At 74.9% G+C, this 12,081-nt stretch carries 13 protein-coding genes; 8 read left to right on the plus strand and 5 right to left on the minus strand.

The features are described 5' to 3' along the window. The 4 genes from PUR56_RS06440 to PUR56_RS06455 form a co-directional block, all read right to left on the minus strand. Nucleotides 1-288: RICIN domain-containing protein (locus PUR56_RS06440; protein ID WP_329948186.1), on the minus strand; the 288-nt coding region annotated here is incomplete at its 3' end. A 41-nt stretch (nucleotides 289-329) separates the two neighbouring features. Beyond that, nucleotides 330-863, minus strand: coding sequence for an RICIN domain-containing protein (locus PUR56_RS06445; protein ID WP_329948187.1), 534 nt, complete (start codon nucleotides 861-863; stop codon nucleotides 330-332). Nucleotides 864-924: 61 nt separating this feature from the next. Next, a complete protein-coding gene (locus PUR56_RS06450; protein ID WP_329882435.1) occupies nucleotides 925-1,467 on the minus strand; it encodes an RICIN domain-containing protein in 543 nt (180 codons plus the stop codon). A 690-nt stretch (nucleotides 1,468-2,157) separates the two neighbouring features. Then, the gene (locus PUR56_RS06455) at nucleotides 2,158-3,450 is read right to left on the minus strand and encodes an MFS transporter (protein ID WP_329948188.1); all 1,293 of its coding nucleotides are present in this window, start codon (nucleotides 3,448-3,450) and stop codon (nucleotides 2,158-2,160) included. A gap of 204 nt (nucleotides 3,451-3,654) precedes the next feature. Here PUR56_RS06455 and PUR56_RS06460 point away from each other — a divergent pair, with 204 nt between their 5' ends. The 8 genes from PUR56_RS06460 to PUR56_RS06495 all read left to right on the plus strand — a co-directional run bounded on the left by PUR56_RS06460 (nucleotide 3,655) and on the right by PUR56_RS06495 (nucleotide 11,078). Next, nucleotides 3,655-4,911 (plus strand): ROK family transcriptional regulator, encoded by a 1,257-nt coding sequence (locus tag PUR56_RS06460; protein WP_329948189.1) that lies wholly within the window; start codon nucleotides 3,655-3,657, stop codon nucleotides 4,909-4,911. A 237-nt stretch (nucleotides 4,912-5,148) separates the two neighbouring features. Then, nucleotides 5,149-5,562 carry a TOBE domain-containing protein gene (locus tag PUR56_RS06465; RefSeq protein WP_329948190.1) on the plus strand — a complete coding sequence of 138 codons (414 nt, stop codon included), beginning with the start codon at nucleotides 5,149-5,151 and terminating at the stop codon, nucleotides 5,560-5,562. A 36-nt stretch (nucleotides 5,563-5,598) separates the two neighbouring features. Further along, a complete protein-coding gene (locus PUR56_RS06470; protein WP_329948191.1) occupies nucleotides 5,599-6,045 on the plus strand; it encodes a hypothetical protein in 447 nt (148 codons plus the stop codon). A 183-nt stretch (nucleotides 6,046-6,228) separates the two neighbouring features. Further along, nucleotides 6,229-6,957, plus strand: a complete 729-nt coding sequence (locus tag PUR56_RS06475) for a glycerophosphodiester phosphodiesterase (RefSeq protein WP_329948192.1) — start codon at nucleotides 6,229-6,231, stop codon at nucleotides 6,955-6,957. Further along, nucleotides 6,954-8,060, plus strand: a complete 1,107-nt coding sequence (locus tag PUR56_RS06480; protein WP_329948193.1) for a winged helix DNA-binding domain-containing protein — start codon at nucleotides 6,954-6,956, stop codon at nucleotides 8,058-8,060. The genes PUR56_RS06475 and PUR56_RS06480 overlap by 4 nt, the downstream gene beginning before the upstream one ends. 162 nt (nucleotides 8,061-8,222) lie before the next feature. Further along, entirely contained in the window at nucleotides 8,223-8,657 is a 435-nt protein-coding gene (locus tag PUR56_RS06485) for a hypothetical protein (RefSeq protein WP_329882427.1), read from the plus strand. A gap of 130 nt (nucleotides 8,658-8,787) precedes the next feature. Next, nucleotides 8,788-10,032: an AI-2E family transporter gene (locus tag PUR56_RS06490; RefSeq protein ID WP_329882426.1), complete on the plus strand. Its 1,245-nt coding sequence runs from the start codon at nucleotides 8,788-8,790 to the stop codon at nucleotides 10,030-10,032. Between the two features lie 167 nt (nucleotides 10,033-10,199). Next, complete coding sequence (locus PUR56_RS06495; RefSeq protein ID WP_329948194.1) at nucleotides 10,200-11,078, plus strand: Vgb family protein; 879 nt, start codon at nucleotides 10,200-10,202, stop codon at nucleotides 11,076-11,078. Between the two features lie 37 nt (nucleotides 11,079-11,115). Here the strand turns inward: PUR56_RS06495 and PUR56_RS06500 are convergent, their stop codons facing one another. Next, complete coding sequence (locus tag PUR56_RS06500) at nucleotides 11,116-11,970, minus strand: AraC family transcriptional regulator (protein WP_329948195.1); 855 nt, start codon at nucleotides 11,968-11,970, stop codon at nucleotides 11,116-11,118. Between the last annotated feature and the right edge of the window lie 111 nt (nucleotides 11,971-12,081).

A 12,081-nucleotide genomic window follows, 5' to 3' on the forward strand; every position in this document is an offset into this window, starting at 1 on the left:
GCACAGCCCGCTGTTCCGGTTGACCAGGAACCCGTTGCTGTTGGCCGCCCACTGCTGGTTGGCCCCGCCCGTGCAGGTCCACTGGCGGACGGGCGCACCCGCGTCCCTGCGCCAGTCGGAGACCTCCAGGCACTTGCCGGTCGAGTGGTTGAAGAGCTCGAAGTAGGGGGTGTAGCGCGGGATCTGCTCCGAGGCGGCCGCCGAGGCCGACCCGGTCACGGCGAGGCCGGACGCGAGGGCGAGGACGGCGGCGCCGGAGGCGAGCCGGCTGCCGAGGGGTGCGCGCATGGGGTGGTCCCTTCGCTGTCGAGACGGGGTGCTGGGGTTGTCTAGCGGACGCTGCCGGCCGGCCACGGCGAGTAGAACCAGACCTGGTTGAGGCCGTTGTTCTTCCCCCACTGGGCCACGGGGGTGCCGTCGTCGGCGCTGGAGCCGGTGAGGTCGAGCAGGAGACCGCTGTGACCGTTGGTCAGGGTGCGGATCCCGCTGTGGTGGACGACGGTCTCGGTCCAGGTCTGGTTGAGCCCGCCGTTGCAGGTCCACTGGCCGGCCCGGGTGCCCCAGGTGGTGCTGTATCCGGGGATCTCCAGGCACTTGCCGCTGCGGACGTTGACGAACTCGCCGCGGTCGGTCCGGACCCACTTCTGGTTGTCGCCGCCGGTGCAGGTCCACTGGCGGACGGGTGCGCCGTCGTCGGTGCGCCAGTCCGCGACCTCCAGGCACTTGCCGGTGGCGGCGCTGTTGATCTCGAACGGGGTGCTGTCGGCGGCCCCGGCCGGCGCCGGTACCGCCAGTGCGAGCGCACAGGCGAGGACGGCGGCGGGGCCGAGGCGGACGGCGAGCGTACGGCGGGCGGTGCCCATGGTTCCTCCTGCGGTGGGGTGGGTTCGCGAACGGGGGAGGACGGCCCGGACGGCTCCGGGGTCAGTGGTGCGGGCCGGGCGGGAACGGCGAGGGCGCCCAGACCTGGTTGTAACCGCCGGTCGGACCCCACTGGATGACGGGCGTGCCGTCGGCCGGGTCGGAGCCCGAGACGTCGAGGTTGAGGCCGCTGTTCAGGTTGACGATAGTGCGGCTGCCGCTGTGGAGCCGGTTGGCGTCGCTCCAGGCCTGGTTGCGTCCCCGGTTGCAACTCCACTGGCCGCCCGGGGTGCCCCAGGTGGTGCTGTATCCGGGGATCTCCAGGCACTTGCCGCTGTGGACGTTCACCAGCTCGTCGCGGTCGGTCCAGTACCACTTCTGGTTGTCGCCGCCGGTGCAGGTCCACGTCCGGACCGGGGCGCCGTCGTCGGTGCGCCAGTCGGCGACCTCCAGGCACTTGCCGACGGCGAGGTTCCCGAGCTGGAAGTGCGCGGAGTCCGCGGCGTGCGCGGGCGAGGACGGGGCGGTGACGGCCAGTCCGACGGCGAGGGCGAGGCAGGCGGCGGTGGAGCCGGCCCGCCGGGCGAGTGCGGTGGGAGTGCTCACGGTCTTCTCCTGACGGTGGGTCGGGTCGGGTGGTCGCGGTACCGGAGGGGACCGGTGCGGGGCGGGGCGGCGGACCCGCCCCGCCCCGGCGCGGTTCACCGGTTTCAGAGCGGGGTGCTGCCGTCCTTCCAGACGAAGAAGAACTGGTTGACGACGGTGCTGCGTGGCCACTGGATGGCCGGGGCCCGGGGTCGAAGGAGACCTCGGCCACGTCGAGGGCGAGCCCGCTGTGGACGTCGACGAACTCCCGGTAGGTGCGCACCCCGTAGTACGGCGGTCGTGACGAGGGCGAGGACGGCGGCTGCGGAGGCCGAGCCGGGACGACGCTTCACGATGGTGCGACGGGTCATGGGGTCCTCACGGCGTGTTCGAATATGGACATACCTGGGACACGGCGGTCCGTGCTCGCCACGGAGCGCCGGGAGTGAAGGGCGGGTGGTCGGATGTACCCGGTCCCCCCGACCGGTTCGCAGGGTTCGACTGAGGATCATTCGAAAGGGTTGTGCGGCACCTGAGGAAAGTTCATGAACCCTGAGAAGTAGCCGGGTTCGGTGGCCGAGGGTGTGCGGGCGGGGCGTGCGGGGGAGCGGCGGAGGGCGCGAACGCGTGCGCCCCGGCCGCGGGGTGGCTGCGGCCGGGGCGTTGCGGGGGTCGGGTGGTGCGCGCCGGAGGACGGTGCCGGCAGGGTGTTCAGCCGTCCTGCCGCTGCCCGGTTCCGGTGCGGCCGGTCCGGCCCGGGACGGCGGCCGGTGCGGGGTGCGGGGTGCGCTCCGGAGCGGGCTTCGGGGTGGTGGCCGGCGCCCGGTCGGGCTCGGCCCGGCGCAGGGCGCCCGCGCTGAGGAACAGGGCGACGGAGAGCGCGGTGACGACCCCGAACGAGACGGTGAGCGAGGTGGCCTGCGCCAGCCCGCCGACGATCGCGGGCGCGATCAGCCCGGAGGTGTAGGTGACGGTGGCGACGCCGGCGATGGCCTGGCTCGGGTTGGTGCCGATCCGGCCGGCCGCGGCGAAGGCCAGCGGCACCACCACCGCGACGCCGACCCCGATCAGCGCGAAGCCGGGGATGGCCAGGGCGGGGCTGTCGGCGACGACGACCAGCAGGCCGCCGGCGGTGGCGATCGCCCCGCTGAGCCTGGTGGCCCGGACGGCGCCGAGCCGGCGGATCGCCGCGTCGCCCGCGAGCCGGCTGACGGCCATGGTGAGGGAGAAGGCGGTGTACGCGGCGGCGGCCACGGTCGACGAGGCGCCGGTGACGTCCCGGAGGTAGACGCCGCTCCAGTCCATCGACGCGCCCTCGGCGAACACCGCGCAGAAGCCGACCAGTCCGATCACCAGCGAGCTGCGCGGCGGCAGTGCGAACCGCGGCGGCTCCTCGGCCCCGTCCGGCGCCCGCAGGTCGGGCAGCGCGCGGCAGACCGGCTGGCTGACGGCCAGCAGGACGAGCGCGGTGACGGCGAGCTGGAGGCGCGCGTCGAGGTCCTGGTGGGCGGCGACGATGCCGAACCCGGCGGCCAGCAGCCCGCCGGCGCTCCACATCCCGTGCAGTCCGGACATGATCGAGCGGCCGAGCCGCTGTTCGATCTCCACGCCCTGGGCGTTCATCGCTACGTCGGCCATGCCGGCGCTGGCCCCGTAGAGCAGGAGGGCCGGGCAGAGGAGCGGCAGCGAGGGGGCGAGGGGCGGCAGGATCAGGGCCAGGCACCAGAGCGAGAGCAGCCCGCGGACCGCCGCCCGGCCGCCGTAGCGGTGGACGAACCGCCCGGCCAGCGGCATCGCGAGGGACGAGCCGATCGCGGGCATCACCAGGGCCAGGCCCAGCTGGCCGGGGGAGAGGTCGAGACGGTCCTGGATCCACGGGATCCGGCTGACGAACGTGCCGCTCACGGCCCCGTGCACGGCGAAGACGAGGGAGATGGAGGCCCTGGCCCGGCGTGGTGAGTCCAGTGTGTCGAGGGGTGGTCCTGCGGTCGAGTTGCTGGTCATCCGGCTTCTTCCCTCCCGGCCGCGCCGGAGGCGCGGCGGTGCCCTGAGGTGGTGGTTCCTGGTGGGTGGCTGCTGCTGAAGGTGGTACCCGTCGAGCGGTACCTGTGACCGGTGCCCGCGCGGGGTCGTCGGTGTGCGGCGGCGACGTGGGATAAATTATCAGGAAGGGACCCTGATAGAAACACTCTGGAAGGATGTCCGCCCATGACCACCGCGCGTACGGCCACGCCGAGCACCGCCCGGGCGATCAACGACCGGTTGGCGCTCAACCTGCTGCTCGACCAGGGACCCCTCACCGCCACCGAGCTGCGCGACCTCACCGGCCTCTCCCGGCCCACCGTCGCCGACCTGCTCGAACGGTTGCAGCGCACCGGGCTCGTCGCCGTGGTCGGCGAGCGCGGCGAGCAGCGGCGCGGCCCGAACGCCCGGCTCTACGCGCTGGTCGCCTCCCGTGCGCACCTCGCGGCCGTCGACGTCCGCGAGGGCGGCGTCTCGCTGGTCGTCGCCGACCTCGCCGGACAGGTCCTCGCCTCCGCGGACATCCCGGTCGACGTGCCCGGCGGCGACTCCGCGGCCGACGGCCCCGCCGCCGTCGACCGCCCCGCCGCCGACCGTGCGAGTGCCGACCGCGACACCGCGGCCCGGATCGTCCGCACCCTGCTCGACACCGCCGCCCGGGCCGGCGCAGGCCACCTGCACACCGTCGCCGTCGGCGCCCCCGGCCTGGTCGACCCCGCCACCGGCCGCCTCCAGTCCACCGGCGAGCTGCCCGCCTGGCACGCCGAACTCCTCGCCGCCCTGCGGGCGCTCCCCGGCACCGACGTGATCCTGGAGAACGAGGTCAACCTGGCCGGCCGCGCCGAGTACCGGACCGGTGCCGCCCGCGACCGGGAGGACTTCGTGCTCATCTGGCTCGGCCACAGCGTCGGCGCCGCCGTCGTCCTCGACGGCAGGCTGCGCCGCGGGGCGAGCGGCGGCACCGGTGAGATCTGCTTCCTGCCCGTTCCCGGCTCCACCGGCCTGCCCAGTGCGACCAGCTGCGAGGGCGGCTTCCACGGGCTGGCCGGCAGCGCGGCCGTCTGCGCGCTGGCCCGCGCCCACGGGTTGCCCGCCGACCCCGCCGACGACGCCTCCGCCGCCGAGGCCGCCGTCCGGGCCGCCCTGCGCGCGCTCGGTGACGATCAGCCGGGCGGGCCCTTCCTGGAGGAGCTGGCCGAGCGGATCGCCGTCGGGGCCTCGGCCGTCTGCGTCGTCCTGGACCCGGGCTGCGTCGTCCTCGGCGGCGAGATCGGCCGGGCCGGCGGCGCCGAGCTCGCCGCCCGGGTGGAACGCCGGCTCGCGATGCTCTCCCCGCTGCGCACCGAGGTCCGGGCCGGCGAGGCGGGCGGCGGCGCGGTGCTCGGCGGCGCCGTCCTCACCGCCGGTGACGCCGTCCGCCGTGACCTCTTCGGCGAGCCGTAGGCACGCAGGGGCGGCGGACGCCCTCCGGCGGGCCGGCCGTCGGGCGGGCGGGCCGGTCGTCGGACCCGGCCGGACCGGCCGTGCCGTCGCCGGCGGTGGCCCGGCCGGGCGCCGCTTGGCCGTGCGGGCACCCGGTACGGCAGGATGGCCGCGGGGGCTCCGGCCAGGGCCCGCCGTGTCCGCACCGCGTCCGCCGTCACGCGTACCGGCACCCGAACGATCGTCAGGAGTCGCACCATGGGCCAGCCCGGGGCACCGGTCAACCCGTACCGCATCAGCGAGGCCGCGGCGCTGCTCGGCGTGAGCGCCGACACCATGCGGCGCTGGGTGGATGCCGGCCGGGTCGTCGCCGAGCGTGACGAGCACGGTCACCGGATCGTCCCCGGCGCCCAGCTGGCCGCCTTCGCCCGCGAGCTGGCCCGCCCGGAGAATGCCACCGAAGGCCGTGCCTTGTCCGCGCGCAACCGCTTTCCCGGCATCGTCACCGACGTCGTGCTCGGCGACGTCGCCGCCCAGGTGGAGATCCAGGCCGGGCCGTTCCGGGTGGTCTCGCTGATCAGCCGGGAGTCCGCGGAGGAGCTGGAGCTGGTGCCCGGAGCGCCTGCCACTGCCGTCATCAAGTCCACCAATGTGATGATCGAACGGCGCTGAGCGCGACCCGAGAACCCGTCAGGAGAGGATCGCCCGATGTCCCACCCCCCGCTGCCGTCCACCCAGAGCGCCGTCTTCGCGATCGAGGCGATGGCCGCCCGGCACGGCCGTGCGGTGAGCACCGATCACGACATCGGACACGACCGGACCTTCGCCGGTCTGGTCGGCACCGGCGGCGGTGGTGACGAGCTGGCCGCGATACCCCACGAGGCCCTGCTGGAGATCCCGGGCCGGCCCGGGATCACCGTCCGGCTCTTCGTCCACGACGAGGCCGTGGTGACGGTCGACCACATCGCCTTCGACGTCCCGCGCGACAGCGTGCCGGCCTTCCTGAACTCGGTCTGGTCCGATCTGGTCCACCTCAAGCGGCGGGCCTTCCCGCCCGCCTGCACCATGATCGTCACCGTGCCGGGCGAACCCGCCTACCGCGAGGCCGTCACCCTGCCGGTCCTCACCCCGTGGCTCGCGGGGAAGATCCGCTGACCACCCGGCCGACCCGGCCGGTGCCCGCAGTGTCCGCGGTGCCCGCCGGCCCGGCGAACCCCTCGACCGCGCACCTCCCACCGGCCGACGACCGACCCGACCACCGACCCGATGATCGACCTGATGATCGACCCGATGAGCGAATTGATGCGCGCACCGATGAGTGAACCGATGAACGGACCGATGACCGACTCAGCCCGCCCGCAGGGCTCCGCCCCCCGCCCGGTGCTCGCCGTCGCCCACCGGGGCGACCCGTACCGGTACCGCGAGAACACCCTCCCGTCGATCGAGTCGGCGCTCGCCGCCGGGGCCGACGCCGTCGAGGTCGACGTCCGGCTCACCAGGGACCGCGTCCCGGTCCTGCTGCACGACGCGACGCTGGAACGGCTCTGGGGTGACCCGCGCGCACTCGACCGGGTCACCGCCGAGCAGCTCGACGACCTGGGTGACGGGCAGTACGCCGTCCCCACCCTCGCCGAGGCGCTCAAGGCCGCGGAGGCGTCCCCGACGGCCAGGCTGCTCATCGACCTCGACGACCCGACGCCCGCCGCGGCGGCCTGGGATGCCGTCACCGGGCTCGGCGCCGAGCAGCGGGTCGCGTTCTGCGGCCCGGCCACCGCGATGCTCGCCGTCCGCGCGCTCGCCCCCGGGGCGGAGATCGCGCTCACCTGGAAGCAGCCCCGGCTGCCCGTCCGCGCCCTGCTGGACGACCTGCGCCCGCACTACCTCAACCCGCCGTTCGGCCTGGCCACCCCGGAGTTCACCGCGGCCGCGCACCACGCCGGGCTCGCCGTCTCCACCTGGACCGCCGACCTGCGCCGCACCATGCGCAGGCTGCGCGCCGCAGGTGTCGACTCGATCACCAGCAACCGGATCGCCGTCCTGCGCTCCGTCCTGGACGGCCGCCGGTGAACGACGGCGAGGTCCTCGGGCCGAGAGCGCTCGGCCGCGCGCTGCTGGCCCGGCAGCACCTGCTGACCCGTACCGCCGCCACCCCGGCCGCGATGATCGGGCACCTCGGGGGCCTCCAGGCCCAGGCCGTCCCGCAGCCGCCCTACCTCGGGCTGCTCGCCCGGCTGGACGGCTTCACCCCGGACGCGCTCGACGAGCTGATCGAGGGGCGGCAGGCCGTCCGGATCGCCCTCCAGCGCGGCACCATCCACCTGGTCACGGCGGAGGACTGCCTCACACTGCGCCCGTTGCTCCAGCCGGTGCTGGACCAGGGGCTGCGCGCCACCTTCGGCAAGCGCCTGGACGGTCTCGACCTCGACGCGCTGGCCGCCGAGGCCCGCGCCCTGGTGGAGGAGGAGCCCCGGACGTTCCAGCGGCTCGGCGTCGAGCTGGCGGCCACCCGCGCCGACCGCGACCCGGCCGCGCTGGCGCAGGCGGCGCGCTGCCTGCTGCCGCTGGTGCAGGTCCCGCCGCGCGGCCTCTGGGGCCGTGGCGGCCCCGCCGCGCACACCACCGCCGAGGAGTGGCTGGGCCGTCCGCTCGATCCTGCGCCCTCGCTCGACGACCTCGCCCTGCGCTACCTGGCGGCCTTCGGTCCGGCCACCGTCGCCGACCTGCAGAAGTGGTGCGGCCTCAGCCGGCTCGCCCCGGTGCTGAAGCGCCTCGCCCCCGGTCTGGTCACCTTCCGCGACGTCCACGGCCGGTTGCTCCACGACCTGCCCGACGCGCCCCGGCCCGACCCGGGCACCCCGGCGCCGGTCCGGCTGGTCGCGCCGTTCGACAACCTGCTCCTCTCGCACGCCGACCGCACCCGCGTGCTGCCCGAGGAGTACCGGGGCCGGGTGATGACGCAGAACGGCATCGTGCTCGGCACCCTGCTGGTGGACGGACTCGTCGCCGGGAGCTGGCGGCTGGCCGAGGACCGGCCCGGTGAGCGGGTGGTGACGGTCCGCCCGTTCGTGCCGCAGGCCCGGGCCGACCGGCGTGCGGCCGAGGCGGAGGCCGAGCGGGTGCTGGCGTTCGCGGGCGGGGGCGGGGCGGTCCGCTTCGAGGAGCCGGAGTAGGGGGCGGGCGTTCGACGGTCGGTCCGGTGTTCGGGGAGGCCGACTCGTTCGAGTGGCCTGCGGCGGGTGGTCCGTGCACGGAGCGGCCGGCCTGGCTTGAATCGACCCACCCGTCGGACGGCGGCGCCGCACGCGGCGCCGCCCCGTGAAGTGGAGTCGACAATGGCAGCACCTGTACCGGACGGCGTCTACGCCATCGGCAAGCCGGAGGAGCAACTGCTCACCCTCCAGGAAGCGAAGGAGTTCGTGGTCGTCCTCCCGCCGACCGGTGGGCCCGGCGAGCAGGAGTGGGAGGTGGCCGCGCAGAGCAACGGGAACGTCGTCGTCAAGAACCTCCGGCACGGCAGCTTCCTCGGCCTGGAGGGCCGGCCGGAGGTGAACCAGCAGGTCGTCGGTGCCGCCGAGCCCTTCGAGTGGGTGCTCTACCAGGCCGCCGAGCCGTACTCCTTCCACGTCGTCCTCCCCGGCGGCCCGGTCGACGGTGAGGAACTGGCGCTCGACCTGAGCGTGCTGCGGATCTTCCCGCCGCGCACCGCGCTGCGGCCGTTGGACGTCGAGGACCAGGCGCAGACCTGGTCGTTCAGGTTCCACGAGTGACGGAGGGGCGTCCGGGCCGGTACCGCCACGGCCGGCCCGGGCGCGCCCGAGAGGGAACAAAACGCGCAATTGATCGGATCATCTGCTGAGATGGGGCAGACCTGGACCGATCGACCGGACGGAGACGCGGATGCCGGGGGAGCCGGGGAAACCAGGGGCGCAGCCGGGGGAGCCGGGGGAGCGGAAGGAAGGCCCGTCCGGCGACGGCTCGCAGGCGGAACGGCGCGCGACCGAACGGCGCGGGCCGGTCGACGTCCTCGAAGCGAGGCCCACGGACCACCGCCGTCCCTACCTGATGCTGCCGCCCCCGATCCGGGCCGCGGCCGCGTGGTCGGTGGCGGTCATCCTGCTCATCACCGTCGCCTCGCTGGTGGTCTACGCCCTCGTCGAACTGCGCGCCGCCACCGTCCCGGTCATCCTGGCGCTGCTCGGCACCTCGCTGCTGTACCCCGTGATGCCCTGGATGGTCCGACGCGGCGTCAGCCGCTCGGTCGCCTCCGGGCTCACGTGCGCGGTGCTGGTGGCCGCCGTGGGCGGGGTGATCGCCCTCCTGGTCAACTCCCTGGTGCACAGCGCACCGCAGATCGCCGCCTCCCTCCAGGAGGCCGGCGACCGGATCGCCGCATGGCTCGGCCCGTTCGGCGAGAAGATCCGGCACGCCCTCGACAACGCCCAGGGCGAGACCAGCTCGCTGCTCTCGACCGTCACCGACGGCGTGCTGTCCGGGCTCGGCCTGGCCACCCAGATCGTCACCGGAGCCGTGCTGGCACTCGCGCTGGTCTTCTTCTTCCTCCGCGACGGCCACCGCACCGGCGACGCCATCCGCTCCTACCTGCCCGGCCGCACCGCCGACACGGTCGTCGCCTGTGCCGAGCGGGCCTTCGAGGCGATGGCCGGGTTCATGCGCGGCACGACCCTGATCGCCCTGATCGACGCCTTCTTCATCACCGTCGGCCTTCTCGTGCTGAGCGTCCCCGGTGCACCCGGCCTCGGTGCGCTGGTCTTCATGGGCGCCTACATCCCCTTCGTCGGGGCCTTCCTCTCCGGTGCGGTCGCCGTCCTGGTGGCGCTCGCCGAAGGCGGCTTCGGGACGGCGCTCTGGGCGCTCGGCATCGTGCTCGCCGTCCAGGTCATCGAGGGCAACGTCCTCCAGCCGCTGATCCAGAGCCGCACCGTGGAACTCCACCCGGCCACCATCATGGTCGCGGTGGTGGCCGGCGCCGGGATCGCCGGCATCCTCGGCGCCCTGCTCGCGGTGCCGATCTGTGCCGCCGTCCTGGGCGTCGTCTCCGTCCTGCGGGGCGATCCGAACCGCCGGGCGCGCGGCGGGCGGCGGAACGGCACGGCCCCCGCCGAGGTGGCCGTACCGGAGTAGGCGGCCGGGCGCCGTCCTCCCGGCCGCCCCGGTTGCCCGGGCGGCCGCCCTGCCCGTCCGTCCTGCCCGATCGCCCGGAACCCGGTTGCCGTGCGTGTGCCGAGTAGTGGAGAGTGCCGGGTGCGGGGGAGCCGCCGAGGTGTCACGAGAGAGGGGCGGGGCTGCTGATGACGGTCGAACGCATCAAGGTGTCGGACGGTGAGGCCGGTCCGTACGGCGTGACGGTCGGTCCGGACGGAGCGATCTGGTACACGCTGGTGCACGCCGGGGAGATCGGACGGCTGGCGGCCGACGGCACGGTGACCGGGTACGGGCTGGGCGCGCCGGAGTGCGGACCGTCGGTGATCACGGCCGGCCCGGACGGCGCGCTCTGGTTCACGCGGATGCGCGACCACCGGATCGGACGGATCGGCACCGACGGGACCGAGCGCTCCTTCGCGCTGCCGGGCGAGGGCGCCGGTCCGTACGGGATCACGGCAGGCCCGGACGGCGCGCTCTGGTTCACCGAGCTGAGCGCCGACCGGATCGGCCGGATCACCGTGGACGGCGAGGTGACGGAGTACCCGCTGCCCGTCACCGGAGCCTTCCCGTCGATGATCGCCGCCGGCCCGGACGGGGCGCTCTGGTTCACCCTCAACCAGGCCGACGCGGTCGGCCGGATCACGGTCGAGGGCGAGGTGACGATCCATCCGCTGCCCACCACCGGCACCGCGCCGGTCGGCATCGCAAGCGGTGCGGACGGCGCGCTCTGGTTCGTCGGGATCGGCGCCGGGCTGGTCGGCCGGATCGAGGTCGACGGCAAGGTCACGGAGTACCCGCTGCCCGACCGGGCCGCCCGACCGCACGCCATCACGGCCGACCCGGACGGCCGGCTCTGGTTCACCGAGTGGGGCGCCGGCCGGATCGGTTCGCTCGGTCCCGGGGGCGACTACCGGAGCCACGAGCTGCCGGTGCCCGGCGCGGAGCCGCACGGCATCGTCGTGGGCCCGGACGGCGCGGTGTACGCGGCACTGGAGATCGGCGAGATCGCCCGCCTCGCCCGGTAGCGGAGCCACCGGGCCGGCAGCGGCTACGGCGGGGCGGTCAGCGCGGTGAGTCCGTCCGGCGGTGGTGGGCGGCGGGGGTGTGGCCGAAGACCCGGCGGAAGGCGTCGATGAAGGCGCCGGCCGACGCCCAGCCGCAACGGTGCGCCACCGCCGTGACCGGCAGGTCGTCGGCCAGCAGCTTCAGCGCGTGGTGCAGTCGCAGCTGGGTGCGCCACTGGGGGAAGGTCATGCCCAGTTCGTCGTGGCAGAGCCGGCTGAGGGTGCGGGCCCCGGCCCCGGCGGCCCGGCCGAGCTCGGCGAGGGTGCGCCGGTCGGCCGGATCCCGGTCGAGGAGGACCCCGACCGCGGCGAGCCGCGGGTCGCGCGGCACGGGCAGGTGCAGCGGCTGCTCGGGGGCGTGCCGCAGTTGGTCCAGCAGGACGGCCAGCACGCGCCGCCCCTCCTCGGTCCGTTCGGTGCCGGGGCTGCTGTACGCGATCAGGAGCTCGCGCAGCAGCGGGCCCACCGCCAGCACGGCCGGGCGGGTCAGCCCGAGCGGGTTCCGGTCCAGCGGCAGGCCGACCGTGTGCAGCACCGTCCGTCCGTACGCGCGGTGTCGGTGGAGCGTCCCGGCCGGGATCCAGAGGGCCCGCGTCGCCGGTGCCACCCAGGTGCCCGCGTCCGTGGTCACCGCGAGCACGCCGCGGCCCGCGTACACGATCTGGTGCACCTCGTGCCGGTGCGCGGCCACCTCCGAGCCGGCCGACAGCGGGCGCGTGGTGGTCGGGTGGTCCGTCGGGCCGTGCTGCGCACGGTCGGGACCGGGCGGTCGGTCGGGTGAGGGGGCGGTTGACGGACAGGGCGTCTGGTCGGGCGTCTGGTCGGGCGGCGGGGGTTGGCGAGAATCCGGCATCGATCGGCACTTTATCGGAAGTACGCCACCGGTCCGGTCCCCGATGATCGGCTCGTGACCTCCCAGACCTCGTCCCGAACCGCCCGAACCGCCCGAACCCGCGGGGCCGGC

Source organism: Streptomyces sp. BE303 (assembly GCF_036290945.1).
GTDB lineage: Bacteria > Actinomycetota > Actinomycetes > Streptomycetales > Streptomycetaceae > Kitasatospora.